This window comes from Methanococcoides seepicolus (genome assembly GCF_023684405.1).
Lineage (GTDB): Archaea > Halobacteriota > Methanosarcinia > Methanosarcinales > Methanosarcinaceae > Methanococcoides > Methanococcoides seepicolus.
This window is the reverse complement of the sequence record NZ_JAGSOI010000025.1, coordinates 1-20,843: the sequence shown is the minus strand read 5'-3', so window position 1 is coordinate 20,843 and position 20,843 is coordinate 1. Positions and strand designations below refer to the sequence as shown.

The window sequence follows — 20,843 nt, the reverse complement described above, 5'->3', positions numbered from 1 at the left end:
GTTCACTCAACAGATTATCCCGCGGGCCATCGGCCCTTTTATTCAAGATAGATAAGCAGAGTTTCCAGACGAGGCGAAGAGTTACTATCATACGGAAACCGGGTCTTACTCGATTATTTCGTTGGCCATGTTAATTTTATTGTATAAGCATGAACATTTCCACTCCACGATTGAAATATTTTTGGAACTTACCCTTCCTACGATTGTCCCTTATACTCCTAAACTAAAGGTAATGCTACTGTTGATGCCTATATTTCGTGAGGGGGAGCTACGTCCAAATCGCCATCATCACCCCTACCATTTCTTTAATGTGCAGTATGAATTATATGAACTGTCCCTGCAAATGGTTTTGACAAATAAACCCACACCCGCTCAACTCATGCCGAAAACAACTTCTTAAAATTCGCCACCCATTTTAATCAAATTTTTAATACAGAGTCTAATGCTGCTTATTTCACTCACTTAATAAAAGAGAGTGAAACCCCCGCACATTTTGACGGGTGTTGTTTTGTTATATAAACATTTGTCACAATCGAATGAATTGAAGAAAAAAGGAAAAATTGATGAATGTAGGAAAATATAGGGGAGGATTCATTAGCCCCTTCCCCAAAAACTACCATGAATGAAGCGACAATATGATTACAGCAATGTTTCAAGATAAGCTATCAAATCATCAATCTTCATACAGATCTCTACTTGTACTTCTTGGTCTATTATCCAGTCGTTATTCATATTTCCGTCGACATATCCATCTGCCTTCGGACGTACCTCATTTTGCAACTTATTTATTGCACCTTGATAGTTACCGGCTTCAAACATTTCATCTATCGCATTGAACTTATTTGCAAAGGCGTTCTTTCGCTGATCTGCAGGCTTTTTGAAAGCATCGTTGGGTAGATTCTGAATATAATCGTTAAGGTCATGCTTGGCACCTTCAGCATCCACCACTGTAACCTGCATCGTCGCGGTTCCAACCCCACCATCATCATCTGCTATAGTCAAAGTCACGTTGTAGACTCCGGGCTCAGAATATACTTGTTCTGCTATTGTATCTCCTGTTGCGTTTGGTTCATCGTGCTCTTCAGTCAGAGTTCCATTTACTATTGTTCCATCATCGAAATCCCAGAGTGATGTATGGGTGTCTAACCATCCCGGATCAATAAAACTTCCATTAAAAGTTAGTGTATGAACAATTGGAAGTATGAACTGTGGGTTTGGTTGATCCATTGAGATATTGACTACTGTTGGTGCTACATTGTTCACTGTGACCGATGTAATGTTCATACCAGTTAGTCCAAGCATATCACGCACTTCTACTTTTACCTCACCTGAATAATCATCACCCCATGTATTCGAAGTTGTTGGATCATTTGACCAATCAGTATCCCATACACCATTGTTATCTAAATCCCACCTGTATTCCAACGAATCCCCTTCAGGATCAGAAGAACCACTGGCATTAAAGGTTATTACTGTGCCTTCATCTGCCACATATGGACCATTTGCATCTGCTGTTGGTGGAGAATTAGGAAATGTGTTCAAAAGATAGCAATCCGGGTCGCCATACAAGTTAAAATCCATTTCGTTCATGCCCATCTTTGGAATGGGTGCTTTTTGTTGAGCCAATGCAGCTCCTGCAGGAAGTCCATCGCTTATAACGCCTTTTGTGTAGTAATAAGCAGTGGGATGATACACGCCTGAGGTCGGATCATATGTTGTCCAATTTCCGCCTGAATACCATGAAACCCTCGATGCCCCCACTGTGGCTATGCCTCCATGTTTAAGCAGAGCATATGCAAGATTGTCATCATATTCAGGGTAGCCAGTGAGGCATGAAGTTTGGAAGGTAAAGGCTGGTTTGGTATCATTGAGCTGGGTTGTTAAAGACGAGTCAAAAATATCAGATGCACTCGTTTGAGAGCCATGCGTTGCCCATACAACCATGCCGTATCCATTTTTCCATTCATTCTTGACGTTGTTTTTATTGCATGGCCATAACTCTGGTGTTGGTGGATTATAATCCTCCTCGTATATGCGGTAGCTTGTAAACCCTGCAGGATTTGCAAGGTCATTCTTGATCCCCTCTCCCAGGTGGGCGCAAGGTGTGTTTTCATCCATAGGTTCCATGGGCAATAGAATGGAGCTCCTCCAGGATATGTCTCCCGGATCGGTTTCATATTCAATTATTTTCTGCAAAATACTATCTAATTGTGCATAGTCGTCATTATATACTGGTATCCTTCCAACGAAAACCTGTGCACCGGTATCAGGTCCTCCAGCTCCCTGATCTCCTGTACCCCAAATGAAGTTAATTGCAGCATCTTTGCGTGTAATGGAAGTGCCGGTAAAATCTGAATTATCGTAATATGTTCCGCTTAGTCCACCGACGACATCTGATGCATCATAAAGATGATCTGAGGGTATAATCTGGTGCCCAACATAATGGGAGTGACCCTTTGAAACTGTAGTTTGCCAAAATAGCTGGATTATCCCGTCCGCAGTGTTTTCTCGAAACTCAAGAGTAATATCATGTTTTCCTGCCGTCATGGATTGGGTCCAATAGTCATTCGCAGGCAAGTGTTCTGCCCAGTTATCAATCACTAATGACCCATCAATGTATAATCTAACACCATCATCGCTAAAAGTATGGAATTTGTAGGTTTCATTGTAATCGCACATTATTTTTCCAGTCCAATTGGCCGAGAAGGTGTCTTCACCAATTGATGGATCTGGGCTCTTAATATGACTCAGATCCAGATCCTCGCCAAAGTACTGGTCGTTATCCAAGTCCCAGTTACCGGTTAGGTCTGCATAGAAGTAATCTGTCGGGGACTCCCTATGTGTCGAACTAAAATAGCGTGGAAAACACATTTTCATAGGTATATCACCAACACTATCACTAGGATTGGTAGGATCGTCGGGATTAGGGTCACCGATTAACAGGACATAATCTATTTCAAGCGTATTGTAATTATCAATCAACCACTTTCGAATTTTTTCTGCCCTGCCGTTTGGTGCTTGTCCTGTCAGACCACCAAAATCTGTTTCTGTAACAACCTTAACATTGTGGCCTTGAAACTCTTTAAGATATACGAAACTATCTAACTTTGTGCTATTTGATACAATATCATTTGTAGTGATAATCACATAATCGTATGTACCCCCATCCCCAGCGGATTTAATTCCATTTATTGGATAACGATCGTAAGTAATTGTTATATTTGCTTTTGTTATCAGAGTTAAATTTTTGCTAACCGGATTATATATAAATGGCCTGTATGCAAGTCTTAAATACTTATTCTCTCCAAACGCATCTATCGGAGTTGTTCCTTGTACAGCATCTTTTCTTTCTGTATAAGGAAGTAATTCCACGTGTTGCTCTGGGAAATTTGCATCTCTACCATATACATACATATTTATTCCATTCACAATGCTCTTCTCAACGCCCCAATCCTCATAGTCAGGATCGTATTCTAAAATTGCATTTGCAGCGAGCCCTGGCTTAAGAGGCGGATTTGGAATCATGCTTATATTTGTTATCTCTGATTCATTAATTATTTCTACAGTAAAGTTAACACTTGACCAGTTAATATCTTGGGGAACCCAAAGTTCTAGCATTTTCTCAGGAAGAGCTGGATCTCCAGGTGATTCTATTACTCCATAGCCTGGAGTACCCATAATAATTTTATGAAATTCCTGGTCTGGGATTATTTTATACCCATCTGTTTCTATTGAATAATTGATGGTTTCTGCTCCTGCTATGCTTGGCAATATTATCAATAGTAAGGCTACAGCTACCGCTATTATTTTCATCATATTTTCACGCCCTAATTCTTTATATTACTTAATACAAGAGACTTGCTCAAGTATTTTCAATTTTTAATTAGGTCCAATATGGAATTTTTAGAAACGAATATTAAATATTATTTAAATTCAATTTAAACCCCTGTATTTTCCCCATTTAATTGTTTATGTTTATGCTATTTAAGTGTTGACGGATTTAATAATTTGGCTCTGTAGAAAACCTATCAAAATCAACATATATAGACTGGAATTGGGATTATATTCCAACATCATGTAACACATTCCATAATCTTTTAAAATTGGATTAGTGTCTGAATATCGAGGATTTCTACAGAGCCTTGATTATCAGAATTTATATATTCAATTTAAAAATCTTATTTTTAACATTCTTGAATGAAATGTTAAACTTAGGAGCTTATGCTAAGAATGATAAACCGTTTACTCTCAATGCTCATGTTAGGGTGAGGTTGGAAGGATGGAGAAAAATGATTGAAGGTTAATTTACCACTAGTAAATTTATCCGTAAATTAAAGTGTAATAATAGTAAATCGATATGTTGCGAAGGTGTAAAAAATTCAAGACATTTGAAAAATATTGGTTGAGGGATAATCCCCCTCAACTAATTCTTAACAGTAGGGCTCACCTGTACGATACATATCTATCAGTTCACTGACATCTGCAATAGATGTTGGCCCCTGTGTACGGTAGTCATCGATTGCGGTGTTTACCTCACCAATGCTGATGATACCATCTTGGTTTGCATCATATGCGTGGTAGTCACAGTCGGGTTCTTCATCACAGATCATGTTTGGTGGGATGTAAAGCCTGATGTCCTTATGGGTGACAGCAAAGTCATCCACCCAGAACTCATCGTCGATACTCAGGTAAAGAGCGTCAACGCATGTCCAGTCTCCACTGCAGTCAGTATCAAACATGTTGACTGTGAATAATGGCACGTCTTCTTCTTCCATCTCTTCGTAGAAGTTTGGAACTACACCCAACAGATCGATGTCAGAGCTCATCAGGTTCCAATCTGCTTCTACCAGAGTGTCACCGAGGTCAAGATCATGCTGTGTCATGACTTTGGTGTTGTTTGGATAGAATGCTTCCTTGATGCTAACATCCGTAAGCCTGACATCATAGAGAGTTACATCGTCGGAATCGTCCATATCAATGTATGCATGGTCGACACCTGCGTCGAAATCACCGTCATTGTTCCTGTCAACGTACCTTATGAGGTCGTACTCTTCGAACACTTCAGTGACTCCATACTCAACGTCAATGTTGCAGAGGGTGACTTTGGTACCACAGTCTGGCCAGTCCTCCATTCCAAAGAATGGGCTGGTTGGATCGTTCACAGGTACATATAGCCTGAGGTCACCGACTGTTACACCAATGTTCAGGAGTGCCTCCTGCTGGATGTAGAGTTTGTCCGGGCGGGACTATTACATTATTTAAGATTAACTTGCTTTCAATATTTAATTTCTTCTTTTTCATTCATTATTCTAGCTCCTAACTTCCTCCATATTTATTTATATAACATTTCTCATTATTTTATGCATGAGCTTTCTAGTTGACGAACTTCCCTATGATTCCCAAGATCCTGAAGATATCTATGTTTATGCTAAAAAGTTAGAGGGTAGTAAATTTAGGGATGCATGTTCATGGGTCATAAGTGAAGGGTCCACTGGATATGGTGGCAATAAAGGCCATTTGGGTCAGTACTTAGAAAAAAACTACTTTCTTTATGAATTAAATTCCGATAAAGACCCTGATTTCAAAGAAGCAGGTGTTGAACTTAAAGTAACTCCTCTCAAAAAACTTAAAAATGGACATCTGGTTTCAAAAGAAAGAATTGTCCTTAATATCATTAACTATATGGAAGTTGTTAAGGAGGACTGGATAAACAGTTCATTTTTACATAAGAATTCGCTTCTTCTTTTGATATTCTATCTTTTTGAGTCTGATAAAGATCGTCTTGATTATCTTATTAAATTTGTGACATTGTGGAAATATTATAATGTTGACCTTGAGATCATAAGACGGGATTGGGAACGAATAGTTGCAAAGATAAGAGATGGTCGAGCTCATGAACTTTCAGAAGGCGATTCACTTTACTTGGGTGCCTGTACCAAAGGAATGACCAGTGCAAGCAGTTTGAGGGATCAGCCTCATTCTACAATTAGGGCTAAGCAGCGTGCATTTTGTCTCAAACAGAAATATGTTAACTACATAATATCTTCAACGATCGCAGATGAAATACCTCCTAAGGGAATTCTGAATACTTTGGATGTAGAGCCTTTCATTAAGGACGTAAGCGAATTAAAAGGTGCTAGGTCCTTTGAAGAGATAGTTTTGGATAGATTATCAATATATTCTGGGCAAACAGTTGATGAGATCCATGAATTGGTCGGTGATGATCTGAACAATGATGCCAAAGGCTATTATGCAAGTTTGGCTGCAAGGATGCTAGGTCTGAAAAAGAGCAAGATCGAGGAATTTGAAAAAGGGAACGTTGATGTCAAAATAATTAGACTAAATCAGAATGCAACTCCTAAAGAGTCGATGTCATTTCCATATTTCAAATACAAAGAGATTGTGGAAGAAAAATGGGATAATTCAACTTTATTGAATACTATTGACAAAAAGTTCTTCTTTGTTGTTTATCAAGAAGATGAATTTGGCATACTACGGTTTAAAAAGGGTATGTTCTGGACGATTCCTTATGATGATCTGAAAGAGGTAGAAAGAGTTTGGAAAGAAACCGTTAGTAGGATTATTTCAGGTAGTGCTGCTGATCTTCCTAGGATCTCTGATAGTGAAGTGTGTCATGTAAGGCCACATGCTAGGAATAAAGAGGATACTTGTGAAACTCCAGATGGGCAACAGTTAATTAAAAAATCATTTTGGCTAAATGCAAAATATCTAAAAGAGCAAGTTGCGAATTACAATTAAAATTAGTTTCTATCTATAATTACTAAGCATGTTGGAACTAAATTATTTTTGTAGGGTTTTTGTTCTTTCGATCAAAAGATATATTAAGAATAATCGTCTTTCTACTTGCTATGACAAAAACGAGATTAAAGGTCGCTGATTTCTTCTGTGGAGGCGGTGGATTCTCAGAAGGTTTCCGTCAGAACGATTTGGATATTGTGTTTGCTCTTGACCACTGGCAACCCGCGATCGATACTCATCATTTGAACCATCCTGACTGTAATACTGTGAAGATGGATATTTTAGAACTGGACACTCCTGAAAAGATAGATGAGCACATCCCAGACGTTGATGTAATTATAGGAAGTCCTCCGTGTGTTTCTTTTTCTGGTTCCAATAATGCTGGAAAGGCAGACAAGACATTGGGAATAAAGCTGATCGAATCGTATCTTCGTATAGTCGCTTGGAAGAAGTACAAAAAGGGCGGCGTATTAAAATATTGGATATTGGAAAATGTTCCCAATGCAGGCAAGTACATTAAAGATAAATATACTTGGAAAGAACTAGGCCTTCCCGGTGAAGGACCTGACCTGAAAATGGAGGTCAGCAACGTCTTTAATGCAGCAGATTATGGTGCACCTCAGACAAGAAAAAGGTTCATGTGTGGCGAATTTCCTGCACCAGTTCCTACTTGCAAAGATAAGGACGAGTGGCTGACAATGAAAGAGGTCATGCACTCTTTGGGGAACCCCCTTGAAGGTGATACTGGGGGTACGATCACTGATACAAACTATGGTTTTTCTATAGCTTCCAATTCACTGACCGATCATTTTTATGATACTCGTGTAGCAAATTTCGAATGGAAGAAAGCGAAAAGGATGAAAGAGGACCATGGTTTTATGGGCAAGATGTCATTCCCTGAGAACCTTGATAGGCCAAGTAGGACGGTTATGGCCACTAGGTCGGCATCTACACGTGAATCAATGATATTCGAAGCCATAGACAAGAACGGGAAGCACATTGGATATAGACTGCCCACGATAAGGGAAATAGCTTCAATGATGTCATTCCCGATCACATATCAGTTCGAAGCAGGCAATGAATCTTCTAAATATCGTTTAGTGGGCAATGCGGTATGTGCTAAACTTTCATCTGCTCTGGCTAAAGCCATACTTGAAAAAGAGCACATTGAACCTCCTATGGAGTTCATACCTTTACCAGCGACTAAATCTTCGTTCGATCTTACGGGTACTAAAATAGAACTAAAGGACCAGAAAGATAAGAGGTTAGATGCTAAATTTGCGATACATATCCCTTACATTAAGATAAAGGGGTTCCGTGTTGAACTTACGAACAAGACCTCTGATTTCAAGAGTGGGAACATAAAATGGTCTTGTGTATTGCATCAGGGTAGTGGGAAGAATGCCACGATGTGCAGCCCTGAAGAATGTAATCTTACCGGATTGATAAATGAGATCCCAAAATTCGATGATCTTATCAATGATGTGAAAAGAACTTTCGATGAAATCGATACGACTTCCATGGACTTGCAAAGGGCCTATGTTTCCAGCTGTCAAACTGAGGATATTACTCCAGAGATGGCTTTGCAGAAGATGCGAGATATCGTCGATGTACATTTCCCTGATGAAGCTGCCATGGTGGATAATTCCGAGGTAATCATAGCGATCAATCGGGAACAAGTACCGCTTAGGATAGTAGCAGGCTTGTATGCATGTGATTATTTTGTGAAGCAGTTGAAGTAAAGGCGAATTTTTGAATTATTGATTGTGGGAACTACGTTTATTTATCCCACAGTTCTTTTACTTTTTTAGCACAATTCTGCACATTTTCTTTTATCTGACATTCCCAGAACACCAGAACAGTCCACCCATCGTCTTCAAGTTTACGTTTTTTCTCTGCATCCCTTTCAATATTCTTCTTGAACTTGTTTGCCCAGAACTCTATGTTGGACTTTGGGAGGGGGAGGTCGCAGTAAGGACATCTGTGCCAGTAGCAACCGTTGACGAATATGGCTATCTTTCTACCAGGATAGGCTATATCTGGATGTCCAACTGCTCTTTTCCAATGTAAGCGATATCCAGAAAGTCCCATTTCCCTCAATGCTTTGCGTAACAATAGCTCGGGTTTTGTATCTTTTCCTTTGTTAGCACTCATAACCTTAGAAGTGCTTTCCAATTTTGGAATGGGGGCACGTCCATCTCTTATATAGCTCATTTCAATCAATTTGTCATTTTCCAATGCTTCTAAGGCAACCTAATAAGTTTTTTAGATTTCATCTTTACTCTAACTTTGAATTGTTGCTTATGAATTAACGATTTAGATTTCCACAAGTGATCATACTTTTGTTGAGTTAAGCATTAGTATGTTTTCTCCAAAACAATCTTTAAAGATTTTTTATCACATACTAAGTGAATCTTTACCAATCTTTTCTAACACCAGTTCCAAATTTTCCCCAGAGCCATATTCTGCGATAAGATCTTCAAGAACATCGAGACCTGCATGAGCATACTCTGTAGCAATTTTTCTCATCTCTGCAGCTTTCCCTATTATTCGTATGTCTCCAGTGGTTTCAACTGCTATTGAAGCTATTGTCCATAGATCATCTTCAGAAAAACTGCTTATATTTAAAAGTCCTACAGGATTTTTAACCGTTTTCGGGGAACATTTTTGGGTATAAGCCAAACCAAGGCACATCATGAACAGATATTTGTAATCTACACCTTTGTTATCTTCACCTTTGAAAAGGAATCCTGATTGGATATGATTATACCTTTCACGAATCTCATGGTTAATATTAATATTTCTTCCAAAACTTTCTTTTAATCCCATGTTGTCACCTCAGTTTTGCCTTCTCGTTTCACCATACGCAGTTCTTGGCTAACTCTTTCTGAAATCGTAGTTCGAAAATCAGGTGTGTACTCTTGATCCTTTACGAGAAGTATTACTTGGTTTCCTTTCAAATAATTAGGTAAATTCTTGGCAATGTTTATCCTTTGCTCATTATCGGTGTTTGCTAAAGGAGTATCGATGCAAATTGGGAACTTGAAACCAGAAACTTCTGCCAATGAAGCTATAAATGAGAGTAAAAGTACCTGTTTAGTCCCACTAGCAAGATTTGTTATCCTGTTAACATTTTGATAATCTACCAAACTCATATTGTACCTAGATCCTATCTTGAAGCCAGCATAATTTGCCTTGTCCCAATGTAGATTGAGGAATGATTCAAAGGTCCTTTGCTCCACAGTACTACGTACTTCGGTAAGAATTTCATTATTGATATCATTTAGCATGATTAGAGCGCGATCCATGAAATCAGAAACTTGTTTTATTTTAGCATAGTTATCTAGTTCTTTCGCCAACGTTTCGTTTTCTCTTTTAATGGATGTAGATCTTGCTCTCTTTGAATTAAGGGTGGCGTTAAGTCTACCTATACTTTCGGTTTGGCTACGAATATTAACTTTCAATTCTTGTCTCTTATTATTAAGTTCAAGAACTTCGCTTTCATCAATACCTTCGCACTGCTTGTTAATATCATTAATTTCGGAAAGATTACTAGATATCTGCTGTTGAATCCTTTCAATATCAGAAACAATCTCATCACGCTTTTCAACAAAAGTGTTTGGTAATTTTCTGAGAATGTCTCTTATATTATATCTTCCTTCAATCAATTTTTCTGAGAGATCACTTAGATCATTTTGTCCAAGTATCTTTTCTAATTCGGAAATCGCTTTTTTTGATTCCTCATCATCAGGAAGTAAGCTTCTTCCACATATACAAATTTTCTTCTCAAGTAATTCTTTAACATAAATATTCTTTATTTTTGGAGGTAGCTGATTGTTTTGTTCTGATTCTTCTATGACATTAATAAGAGATTTCAAGGAATTTGAACACATTGCAAGCGGTGCATTTTTGAGCATACAAAGTTTAGATTTTTTTTGAAGGTCATTTATTCTTTTTTCTAAACTTTGATTATTTTGTTCTAAAATTTTCCTCGCTTTAGACCATTCAGTTACTTTGTCAATGTTTTGCTCCTTCAATTTTCCATCGATTACATCAACTTCTTTTTCTGCTTCATTGATCTGCTCGTTGTATAGCTGAATTTTTTCGGTCAAATTCTCAATAAAGTCATTTAAATTATCAATTTCAGAGAGATTACTTTCAAGTTGCTTGTTACCTCTACCTTCCTTTTTATCACTGTATACTTTATTGCGTGTAATTTCTAGATGTTTGAGCGCAGATTTTACTTGTTCTATTTGTGATATTTTTTCTATAGCAAACTTGATGTTTTCTTGATTTTCAAAAGAAAAATGTTTTTCCAGTTTTTCACCTTCGAACAAGAAAAACATATGGATGTTCTCGGGCAATATGGAATTTATCGTTTTTTGGCAAAGGCTTTGATTATCAATAGTTCTTGATTCGTTGTTTTCCCATTCTTCGACTGTTACGAAAGGATAGCTTCTGTTAGCCATACGACCTTTGTTCTTAGTGCAACTGACATTTCTTGTGATTACATATTTAGGTAATGTACTACCATCAGCATTCAAAGTCAATTCCACTTCGAGGTAATCGTCTTCATCCTCTGCCATTTCATCCTTTCGATCAAGATTGAATGGGTGAATATTTCCTTTATGCTGGTCAGTTTCGCTCTTTTTATCGTCTCCATAAAGACACCAAGAGATTGCAGAAAGTAAACTTGTTTTGCCAGTATCAGATTTAGCTTCTATTATTGTGAATTTTTCTTGTGAATCATCTTTAAATGAAAAAATCTGTTCACCATAGAATGGTCTAAAGTTAGTGATTTTGATTTCTGATATCCACATAGTTAGCCTCTCTGCTCTTTATTGCTATAATCTCCAGCCATGGTTGTAAAATCTTTAACGTACTTGTTCTGTGGATATTCTACATTCCTACGTTCTAGATCTAATATCTCAAGAATGAAATTTTTCATTATGTCAGATTCGTCAGAATCATTTACTTTTTTTTGAATTAGTTGGTTTATTTCAAACTTCTTCATATGGATCACCGTCATAAAGCAAATATTTGTAATCTATAATGTCATTCATCACTTCTAGTGGATTAGTAGAAGTGCTCACGAACTCTTCAACCCTTTTCATTTCCTTTCTTATTATGGATAGTTCAGATTTACTTATATTCTCAGGTATATCTTTCCATGGGAAAATTAATATATCATAAATACTGGCAAAATCTTTTCCATCACATTTCCTTAAAATTCGTCCTCTTCTTTGGACATACTCAATGGGATTTCCACTACTTGACATTATTATAGCTTGTTCAATTTTTGGAAGGTCGATACCTTCATCCAAGATCTTCATAGCAACGATCGCATCATATTTGTCCGAAATAAAATCTTCGATAATCCTTTTTCTTTCTTTTGGACTTTCTTTGTATGTGATCTTACAAGCACTTATTTTTCTTGAATGGAGTATCTTCAAGATATGTGGAAGTTGTTTATTCGAACAGTATATTAAAGTCCTTTTAACAGAGGAGATGCTGTCAAGAATATTGTTAAAAGCTTCCCATTTAGACTTAGAATTGCTTACAAGCTTTGAACGTTTCAATATTATGCTAAGTGTTATATCATCAATATCTCCTTTGTTACTAGCAATCCTTTTAGCAATGGAGTGCGTTAGATCATGATATTCTTCTCTCTCTTCATCAGTTAGTTCAACTGTCTCTGCATGATATTCATATTCCACAAGAAATTCAGGTATTGCTTGTGCAATAGTGAACTCATAAACAATTCCTCCAAAATACTCTTGCATTTCTTTTGTACCCATTTCATCCATATATCTTTCAGGAGTGGCACTCAAGCCGAGACGAGATTGATATGAAGGAAGAAGCCCCTTTTTATATTTCGGAGCCCAGGAATTGTGCATTTCATCGCAGATCAAGAAAGTATTCAGTTTATATTTGTTGATGAGATTCACGAATGTTGTTGATGAGAATGAATCATATGTTGCAACTGCTATAGCTTCATTAGCTTTTCCAAGTTCTATTTTTAGAAGAGAACCATTCATATCTTGCTTCCAAACTGAACTGTTCTTCATTACTTCTACAACATTTAAATATCCAAGTCCTTTTAATTGATTAGACCACTGCGTGACTAGTAATTGAGTCGGGGCTACTATGATAATTAACCCAGAGCCAACTTCTTTCAAGTAATGATTTATTGCACCAAAAGCAGTAAATGTTTTACCGGTGCCAGTAGCCATCTTGAATATGCCTTGATTTCCATTTTCAGCCCATTTCCCAATGGCTTCAATTTGGTAATCTCTAAGAAAATCATCTAAATTATTCTTTGATGGTTTTTCAGCAACATTATGCTTTAAGTATCCAACTTTCGATTTTTCAACCAGCATCTTTGTAACTTCATTTGATAATGTTTTAAAATCTTCTTCGTTAGCTGGTGCATTTTGAATAAGGCCTTTTTTAAAAGCATCTGAAATTTCAAAGACTTGGACACTATTTAACTGATCATTCCATAATTCCTCAAAATTTTTTATGTCGGGGTCTAAGTGTCTTTCTTTATCCCCTTCCAACCAACTACAAAATACATGAAAGTCTTCATGGTTATGGAGCCAACCGCCAATAGTTTCATTGTCGGATCCCGTAAATGAAATCTCATTTCCTTCTATGTCTTTAAAAATCCCTTTCTTTTTATGTTCCAATCCATTTTTAACTGCTGCGATTTTTATTTCTAATATCTCATTTTTGATCATCCATGCTAGAAGCCCTAAGTGCCCTCTTTTTAGAGCATCATCCATTGTTTCAAATTCATCCAATATTTGCATCTCTTTTTCGTGGATAGCTTTCTTGATGGTGTTTTGGTCATTTTCTGAGAGCACTACGTTAGCTATTAGATGCATTTTCCCTCCATTATCAATGAATTTGGAGATGCCTTTTGCAGAAATTGCAAGTGAATTAGATGAAAAATATCCGGCTATCCTTTTATAAAATATGGATTCTTCAAGAACTGGAATATAAAAATCAAGCAACAAATTGTCTGCGTCAGAATCGTAAAAACCCTTTAAATGAATATTTTTAAGTCCCATTATGATTCCCTATAATCACTCTAAAATTATAATAAGTAATATTTCGATTACTTTAAATAACTTATCATATAATTAAACACACATGTTAAAAAATTAATAATTCAAATGTTGATTATTTGTGCTGATATCTATTAGGCTATTCTATAGTTTATATTCAGCAACTTGTATATTTCTATCAAATCTCAATCTATTATGCTTACACGCTAGTAATATTTCTTCAATTTTTTCAATTAGGACTAACAGAGGTAGTAAATAATAACTCTATATAATTTCTCGATTCCAATTTTAAAAAATAGTCTGAAAATTTAATAATAATAAGCTCTCGTTGTAGATACTCAAACAGACTTAATAGGAGCGCAATTGTGTTTGCTTAAAATGTACTCAGATGGTATCGATATAGTTATGCAAGTAATAGGAAATTATTTTTTTGTGTTGCAAAATTGTCAAGAGTAATTCACAACTCCCTCATCAATATTATCTTTCAGAACCGCTATTTTCGTGCCTCTGTCAGATAATACTAACAAAATCCAAATCAAAAAAGTAAAATTAATCGCTGTCAATACCTCAATCAACCCTCAAACTCTCAGCCAACTCTTCCAGATCGTTCCCTGCACCGCTGACAGCTACTATCGAATGCATTGAACCGCCATTGTCTCCATCCATTCTCGGGATGATGTGGACATGCACATGTGGCACTAACTGACCGGCAGCAGCTTTGTTATTGAGACCAACGTTCGAGCCGTCCGCTGACATGGCATCCTCTAACATACCTGTTAGCATTTTCACGGTGGTGAAAAGGGAACCTGCATCTTCCGTTGGCATGTCGGTAAAGCTGTCGTAGTGCTTTTTTGGGGCAACTACGGTATGCCCTCTGACAAATCTCAATAAGAACTGTGCAATTTTAAGCAAGTTAAAAATAAACTATTGGTATCTGTTAATATCTATTAAATTAATAGTTAGTATTATTAAGTATTAAATTCTATAAACTGTACTAATTTATTAGATATTGATAATATGAAAAAGATACTCAAAATATCCTCATTGTCCACGGAAGATGGAACTGAGGCAATGAAGTACATTCATGATCAAGATGTGATCAATTTTGTTTCTGAATATAATCGGAGATATCTTCATTGGGAAGAGGTTGGAAAAAGGAAAGACAACATTCCAATCAAACCAATTTATTTGTGGTACTTAATGAAAATGTTTCGGGCCATGAAGGCTCCTAATAAAGTTGTTTTTGGAAAATATATATTTCATTATACGATGCTTGATGAGTTTCAAGAAAAATTGCACACCCTCGATAAAGGCGCAGCAGGAAATCTTTCAAGCGTTATCGATGCTATCTCTGACAATCGTGAAAAGTACATATTAAATTCTCTTATGGAAGAAGCTATTGCATCAAGTCAGATCGAGGGAGCAACACCATCACGTCGAGTCGCAAAGGAGATGCTAAGGAAAAGTAAAAAACCAGAAAACAAAGATGAGCGGATGATCATTAACAATTATAACACAATGAAATATGTGTTAGAAATAAAAAATGAAGAAATGACTCCTGAACTTCTTCTGGAACTTCAAAAAAGAATGACCGAAGGTACTCTCGACAATCCTGAAGACGAAGGCGTTTTCAGGGACAACGATGAGATCCGAGTTTTTGATAATGATGGTGAAGTTTTACATACTCCTCCAAAAAAAGAAGAAGTATCAGAATTAGTGAGCGAACTGTGCAATTTTGCAAATAATGATGACCAGTTTTTCATTCATCCCATAATTAAAGGAATATTTCTTCATTACTTACTTAATTATATTCACCCATTTAATGATGGAAATGGGCGTACTGGCAGAAGTCTATTTTACTGGTATGTCCTGAAAAAGGATTATTGGCTTTTTGAGTATATGTCCGTATCACGTTTGATCTACAAAAAACGCCGGCAATATAAATTGGCATATCAATATACAGAATCGGATTACTTTTTTGATAAAGATAAAGAGATTGGTGATCTGACGTACTTTATTAAATTTAATTTAACTGCTATAATAGAATCGTTGCATGAAATTCTAAAATATCTTGAAATTAAGCAGCAGGAACAATATCAGGCCCTGATATACATGAATGAATCTGATGAATTAAACATCAGGCAACGAGAAATACTTAGGCAATTTATAAAATATCCACACAAAACAATGGCAGTAAAAGAAGTCATGAATACACAAGGTGTATCGTATGCTACGGCAAGAAGCGACTTATTTCATCTTGAAGAAATTGGTCATCTCAAAAAACAAAAATCCGGGAAGGAGTTTTTATTTGTTTTAATACACAATGATGCATAAAAGCGTTAAAATCAATAACTCCTCTCTTATCCCTTAAGCTTTATCAATCAACCCTCAAACTCTCAGCCAACTCTTCCAGATCGTTCCCTGCACCGCTGACAGCTACTATCGAATGCATTGAACCGCCATTATCTCCATCCATTCTCGGGATGATGTGGACATGCACATGTGGCACTAACTGACCGGCAGCAGCTTTGTTATTGAGACCGACGTTCGAGCCGTCCGCTGACATGGCATCCTCTATCATCCCTGTTAGCATTTTCACGGTAGCGAAAAGTGAACCGGCATCTTCCGTTGGCATGTCGGTAAAGCTGTCGTAGTGCTTTTTAGGGATAACTACGGTATGCCCTCTGGAACAGGGGTTTATGTCAAGGAAAGCATAGGTCTCCTCGTCTTCATAGATCTTATGGGATGGGATCTCTCCCTTTATTATATTGCAGAACAGACAATCCATATTTCGACTCCACATATATAGTTCCGTTTCACTTATTTATAATATTCTAATGGACATTCATTATTTCTTGTGTCTGTTGTATGTTGCGAGTAATGCTATTGCGAGTAATGCTATTGCGAGCAGTGCTGAGGGGGGTGAAAGCTGTGCTGTTGTTGAAATGGGTAGATTCAGAACGATCTATATGGTCTATATAATTCCTCTAAATGTGAGGGCTTTACTTAGGGGCCATATTTGCCTTGTAAATTGCATTAATGTAGCTATCTTTTCAATTACATTTTATGCGCTTATATTCTGTTGTTTTAAAAGACGTTTTCCGCAGGAGAACTAAACTTGCGATCGCAGTCCTGGGGATCATTGTTGCAGCATCCGCTATGGTTGCGGTTGTTACAACGTTTTCTGCTGCAACTGAAAGCCTTTACGAGGAGTCGAACAATTTCGGTGCTAATATCATCGTAAGGCCGCAGACAAATTCGATACCCTTGATAGCAGGTTCGACATCTCTCGGCTCGATATCCACTGGTGATAACTACATATTGGAATCCGATATTCCCGGAATATACGATATCGAGAACAGTGCGAATCTGGGGGTGGTGGCGCCTCGTTTGTATGGTGTTGCAGGACTTGGGCATGGAAAGGTCATAGTAATGGGGGTTGATGTGGAACAGGAACAAAATCTCAGATCGTGGTGGAACATAAACGGGGAATGGCTATCCGATCCCAATGGGACGGAAGTGATGCTTGGATCGGACATAGCAAAACCACTCGGATTGGATGCTGGCTCGACCCTTACCCTTGAAGGGAACGGTGTCGCCATGGACCTTGAAGTGTTGGGTATTGTTGAGAGTACGGGTGGGGAGGAAGATGGCTACATAATAATGCCCCTTTCCGTCTCTCAGACCCTTCTTGATAAAAAGGGAAAAGTTAGCAGCATTGATGTTCGTGCCCTTTGTAATGACTGTCCGGTGTCCGAAATGAGCCTCCAGATAGAAGGCGCCCTGCCGGATGTGGAAGCCAAGGCAATGAGTCAGATCGTTCAGAGTGAGATGGCCATGATCAAGCATACTCAAACGTCTGCAATGGCGATCTCGATCATAACCCTGCTTGTAAGTACCCTTACAGTTGCCTCTACCATGCTTGCATCTGTGAACGAAAAGATAAGGGAGATCGGGATCATGCGTGCAATTGGCGCAAGCGATCATCAGGTCATATCAATGTTGTTCCTTGAAGGAGCATTGATCGGAACGATCGGGGGCAGCATTGGATTTGGGACCGGAACTTTGCTATCATACCTAATTGCCCCTTTACTGGGCTTTGCTGAACCTTTCCCAATGTGGGAACTTCTGCCTCTGGTCTCCGGTATGGCTGTGCTGGTGGGAATTGTCGCATCCATAATCCCTGCAAAACGGGCATTGAGTATTGATCCTGCGGAGGTGTTAAGGAGTGTCTAACGGACTGATCCATGCAAGTGGATTGAAAAAGAGCTACAAAATAGGACCCAATGATGTTGAGGTACTGCATGGCATCGATATGGACATTGAGAATGGGGAGTTTGTGTCCATCATGGGGCAATCCGGGTCCGGTAAAACTACCCTGATGAACCTGATCGGAATGCTGGACAGGCCCACAGGAGGGTCCATTCTCATAGACGGGGATGATCTCACTACAATATCCCGGAAAGAGATGGTCGACTATAGGCGGAGGACAGTGGGTTTTGTGTTCCAGCAATTCCACCTTATCCCCTCTCTTACCGCATACGAGAATGTTGCCTTACCTCTTGTTTTTGCAGGGGATAAGGGTCATAGTGCAGCCCTTGATGCCCTTGAAAGAGTGGAGCTTTCCCATCGTTTGGACCATAAACCCTCTGAGCTAAGTGGGGGGGAACAACAAAGGGTCGCGATCGCAAGGGCATTGGTCATGAGTCCTAAAATACTGCTTGCGGATGAACCCACTGGGGCACTGGATAAAGAAACAGGGGAGAGGATAATCTCCCTTCTCAATTCCCTGAAGGACGATATGACTGTGGTCATGATAACGCACAATCACGACCTTGCCAGAATGTCGGACAGGATCATCAACTTACAAGATGGAAAAATAAAGGAATGATATAAAATGAATTCAAAATTAATAGGGACCATACTGCTGATAATGATTGCGGTTGCGTTTGTACCCGGATGTCTTGAAAATGATACACAGGCAGAAGCTGCTGTTGAACCTGTTGCGGAATCTGTCGTTAAACCTATTGCAGCAACGTGGATTGATCCGGAAGTATCGGGCAATATTGTTACGATCCCTGTCCAGGCGATCGAGGAGAACGTAAACACTCATTTCAAGGTAAATACCGATACAGGTGAGATCGCAGTTATGGCCTATAAGCTAGGTGACGACATAATAGTCAGATCGAACGTTTGTCCGCCATGTGGCTCAATTGGTTTTTCCCTTGACAACGGGGTACTTGTCTGCGATTCATGCAGAACTAGGTTTGATGCTAGTACCGGAGAAGGTATCCAGGGGTCATGCGTGGCATATCCGAAAGAGAACATTCCTTATACCATATCTGATGGAAATGTCGTAATGGGGCTGGATGCTATTGTGGCAGCTCACCTCGAAACAGTTCAGAGGGGATAAAGGCTCCTCTTTCCTCCATTTTTTTCATGATGTTTTATTTTTGTTTTACATTTATTTTTGATTTTTTCGTTTTTGATCAATTCCTGAATAAATATAGAATGAATTAGCTAAAGGTCGATCTCCAATAACTTTAATACACTTAAAAAGTAACCAAAAATTATATGAAAATATTACTTCCCACTGACGGGTCAGGATATTCGGAAAACGCTGCAATGGTTGCAGGTCAAATCGCAAGCAAACACGATTCGGAGGTCATAATCGTTCATGTGGTCGAAGACAAGGGGCTTGGGAGGAAAACTTGGCGTGAGAACGGTGCTGAGCATGTGATCAATAGCGTAAGGGAAGAACTTCTCAAAAGAGGCTGTAAAGAGCAGAACCTCATTTCGGAGATCGTTGATGGGCATGCCGCAGAAATGATCGTAAAGACTGCAAAGAAGCACAATGTCGACAGGATCGTTATAGGCACTCGCGGTCACACTGGAATAAAACAGATAATGGGTTCTGTGACACAGAAGGTCCTTCAACTGTCGCCAATACTTGTTCTGGTCGTTCCGCCGGAATTTCGTTTATAAAATAAAATGTTGATCAAAGGCTGATATTCTCTCTGATCATCTCTTTTCCCGCAAGGACATCTTCAATGGAAAAAACCTCAAGATTGAATATCCCTTTGTAACCTTTAAGCGAATTAAGCACTGAATAATCGATCGTGCCGGTTCCGGGTGCCATGTGCTCATCTCCATCGTAATTGGAGGTCCACGTTCCGTAATTGTCATGCAGGTGCACATGTATCACTTGTTCTGATACTGTCCTGATGAACTCGTTCAGTTTCTCATGTTCTCCGCCGCAGGTCAGGTTCGCATGACCGATGTCAAATGTCACCCCAAGGTTCGTAGAATCCACTTCATTTACAACTTTGAGCAATTCGTCTGCTTCACAACAGAGATTGCCGGGGTCTGTCGCCTCTTTGTTCTCGAGTCCTAACATGACATTGTTCTCTGACGCAAAAGCTGCAAGTCTTTTCAGATTATCTGTCATCCTGCCAAGGGACCTTTGTCTGTCATCTCCAACTCTGCCGGGATGGATGACTACTGCTTTCGTTTCGAGCTTTCCTGCAAGTGCTATGCATTCTTCCATCAGCTTGAAGTGCATGGGTTCCATGGATGCAGTATCAACTACAAGGTCCTTTGGATATGTTGGAACGTCTGCAAAATAATGTGCATGCATGGATGTATCAAGATCGCATGTGGACAGTTCGTCGAGGATCTGTTCTAACCTGTCTTTCTGAAGGTAGTTTCCTTCATATACTCCAAGTTTTGGCATATAGAGCTCGACGGATTTGACATGCTGGTCCAGCTCTTTAAGACCGCCTGCAAAGGAGGATGCACCTATGATCATATTGATTAGAACGAAAATAGCCTCTAATAACTATTTTGGTCTGGGGCAACAAACCAAAATCCTTATCTAAATTTACCTGATTATAGTTAAAACCCCAAATTATTAGACTAATTCGTTATATAGACTGTTCCATGGTTAGACCTGAGGGGATCTTTATTGAACGGCATATGACCGTTGAAGAGTTAGACAAGCAGATAAAATTAGAG

At 38.6% G+C, this 20,843-nt stretch carries 17 protein-coding genes; 7 read left to right on the top strand and 10 right to left on the bottom strand.

Annotation, left to right across the window (positions count from 1 at the left end; genetic code table 11):
• Positions 1-639: 639 nt before the first annotated feature.
• Both KDK67_RS07460 and KDK67_RS07455 read right to left on the bottom strand, forming a co-directional pair.
• Positions 640-3,816: a C25 family cysteine peptidase gene (locus KDK67_RS07460; RefSeq protein ID WP_250868179.1), complete on the bottom strand. Its 3,177-nt coding sequence runs from the start codon at positions 3,814-3,816 to the stop codon at positions 640-642.
• 614 nt (positions 3,817-4,430) lie between these two features.
• Positions 4,431-5,162, bottom strand: a complete 732-nt coding sequence (locus tag KDK67_RS07455; protein WP_250868178.1) for a hypothetical protein — start codon at positions 5,160-5,162, stop codon at positions 4,431-4,433.
• 202 nt (positions 5,163-5,364) lie between these two features.
• Between KDK67_RS07455 and KDK67_RS07450 the strand changes: the two genes are divergently transcribed.
• On the top strand, positions 5,365-6,759 hold the full coding sequence (locus KDK67_RS07450; RefSeq protein ID WP_250868177.1) for a Sau3AI family type II restriction endonuclease: 1,395 nt from the start codon (positions 5,365-5,367) through the stop codon (positions 6,757-6,759).
• Positions 6,760-6,869: 110 nt separating this feature from the next.
• Entirely contained in the window at positions 6,870-8,501 is a 1,632-nt protein-coding gene (locus KDK67_RS07445; RefSeq protein WP_250868176.1) for a DNA cytosine methyltransferase, read from the top strand.
• 37 nt (positions 8,502-8,538) lie between these two features.
• Here the strand turns inward: KDK67_RS07445 and KDK67_RS07440 are convergent, their stop codons facing one another.
• The 6 genes from KDK67_RS07440 to KDK67_RS07415 form a co-directional block, all read right to left on the bottom strand.
• Positions 8,539-8,973, bottom strand: coding sequence for a very short patch repair endonuclease (locus tag KDK67_RS07440; protein WP_250868175.1), 435 nt, complete (start codon positions 8,971-8,973; stop codon positions 8,539-8,541).
• Positions 8,974-9,156: 183 nt separating this feature from the next.
• The gene (locus KDK67_RS07435; RefSeq protein WP_250868174.1) at positions 9,157-9,588 is read right to left on the bottom strand and encodes a hypothetical protein; all 432 of its coding nucleotides are present in this window, start codon (positions 9,586-9,588) and stop codon (positions 9,157-9,159) included.
• Positions 9,579-11,579, bottom strand: a complete 2,001-nt coding sequence (locus tag KDK67_RS07430; RefSeq protein WP_250868173.1) for a hypothetical protein — start codon at positions 11,577-11,579, stop codon at positions 9,579-9,581. Before KDK67_RS07430 ends, KDK67_RS07435 begins: the two co-directional genes overlap by 10 nt.
• Before the next feature lie 2 nt (positions 11,580-11,581).
• Positions 11,582-11,773: a hypothetical protein gene (locus tag KDK67_RS07425; RefSeq protein ID WP_250868172.1), complete on the bottom strand. Its 192-nt coding sequence runs from the start codon at positions 11,771-11,773 to the stop codon at positions 11,582-11,584.
• A complete protein-coding gene (locus tag KDK67_RS07420; protein ID WP_250868171.1) occupies positions 11,760-13,832 on the bottom strand; it encodes a DEAD/DEAH box helicase family protein in 2,073 nt (690 codons plus the stop codon). The genes KDK67_RS07425 and KDK67_RS07420 overlap by 14 nt, the downstream gene beginning before the upstream one ends.
• A 564-nt stretch (positions 13,833-14,396) precedes the next feature.
• Positions 14,397-14,741, bottom strand: a complete 345-nt coding sequence (locus tag KDK67_RS07415; RefSeq protein WP_250868170.1) for an HIT family protein — start codon at positions 14,739-14,741, stop codon at positions 14,397-14,399.
• Positions 14,742-14,846: 105 nt separating this feature from the next.
• Here KDK67_RS07415 and KDK67_RS07410 point away from each other — a divergent pair, with 105 nt between their 5' ends.
• The gene (locus KDK67_RS07410; RefSeq protein WP_250868169.1) at positions 14,847-16,163 is read left to right on the top strand and encodes a Fic family protein; all 1,317 of its coding nucleotides are present in this window, start codon (positions 14,847-14,849) and stop codon (positions 16,161-16,163) included.
• 43 nt (positions 16,164-16,206) lie between these two features.
• Here KDK67_RS07410 and KDK67_RS07405 read toward each other — a convergent pair whose 3' ends face one another.
• Positions 16,207-16,617: an HIT family protein gene (locus KDK67_RS07405; RefSeq protein ID WP_250868168.1), complete on the bottom strand. Its 411-nt coding sequence runs from the start codon at positions 16,615-16,617 to the stop codon at positions 16,207-16,209.
• Between the two features lie 278 nt (positions 16,618-16,895).
• On the opposite strand from KDK67_RS07405, the gene KDK67_RS07400 reads away from it, so the two are divergent.
• The 4 genes from KDK67_RS07400 (at position 16,896) to KDK67_RS07385 (ending at position 19,814) form a co-directional block, all read left to right on the top strand.
• Positions 16,896-18,065, top strand: coding sequence for an ABC transporter permease (locus KDK67_RS07400; protein ID WP_250868167.1), 1,170 nt, complete (start codon positions 16,896-16,898; stop codon positions 18,063-18,065).
• Positions 18,058-18,720, top strand: coding sequence for an ABC transporter ATP-binding protein (locus KDK67_RS07395; protein WP_250868166.1), 663 nt, complete (start codon positions 18,058-18,060; stop codon positions 18,718-18,720). The genes KDK67_RS07400 and KDK67_RS07395 overlap by 8 nt, the downstream gene beginning before the upstream one ends.
• A gap of 6 nt (positions 18,721-18,726) precedes the next feature.
• Positions 18,727-19,242, top strand: a complete 516-nt coding sequence (locus KDK67_RS07390; protein WP_250868165.1) for a Fe-S-containing protein — start codon at positions 18,727-18,729, stop codon at positions 19,240-19,242.
• Between the two features lie 161 nt (positions 19,243-19,403).
• Entirely contained in the window at positions 19,404-19,814 is a 411-nt protein-coding gene (locus KDK67_RS07385) for a universal stress protein (RefSeq protein ID WP_250868164.1), read from the top strand.
• A gap of 13 nt (positions 19,815-19,827) precedes the next feature.
• Here the strand turns inward: KDK67_RS07385 and KDK67_RS07380 are convergent, their stop codons facing one another.
• Positions 19,828-20,637, bottom strand: a complete 810-nt coding sequence (locus tag KDK67_RS07380) for a sugar phosphate isomerase/epimerase family protein (protein ID WP_250868163.1) — start codon at positions 20,635-20,637, stop codon at positions 19,828-19,830.
• Positions 20,638-20,843 lie beyond the last annotated feature (206 nt).